Source organism: Spirulina sp. CCY15215, assembly GCF_016888125.1.
In the GTDB taxonomy this organism is placed as follows: domain Bacteria; phylum Cyanobacteriota; class Cyanobacteriia; order Cyanobacteriales; family Spirulinaceae; genus CCY15215.
On record NZ_JACSWA010000079.1, the window covers coordinates 1 to 432 of the forward strand.

1 protein-coding gene is annotated in these 432 nt (G+C 51.6%); it reads right to left on the reverse strand.

Going from position 1 to position 432, the window contains the following annotated elements; all coding sequences use genetic code 11:
• The coding region (locus JUI58_RS00335; RefSeq protein ID WP_204101768.1) for a CHAT domain-containing protein at positions 1–432 on the reverse strand (432 nt) is incomplete at both ends.

The following is a 432-nucleotide window of genomic DNA, read 5'->3' on the forward strand; positions in this document are numbered from 1 at the left end:
CCGTCTGACAAGCACTGAGAACCACTAACTCGGCATTGAGATCGAGGTTATAGATATCTTGCAGCCGCAATAGTCCATCTTGACTGTTGCCTTTTTCATCGTAAAGTGAGAAAACTAAACCGGAACGCAGGGGGTTATCGTCAATGCAGCCATGAGTCGCAAGGTGTAGGATTTGATATTGAGAGAGATTGCCATTGAGGGCTTGGCTGCGGTTGGCAGAAAAACCGAGGGCGAGGAATTCTTGGTCATCGGGAACTAAAGCGAGGATGTTTTCGGCTTCGGTGCGGGTGTGTTCGAGGCGCTCGAAGGACGTGCAACCTTGGCGTTTATTGCCTTTGTCACTCTGGGGTTGACCCCCAAAACCCATGAGGAGATTTTCAGAAGTGGTGTCACTGGCGTTCTCACAGGGCGGCGTGCGATCGTCTCGACAGG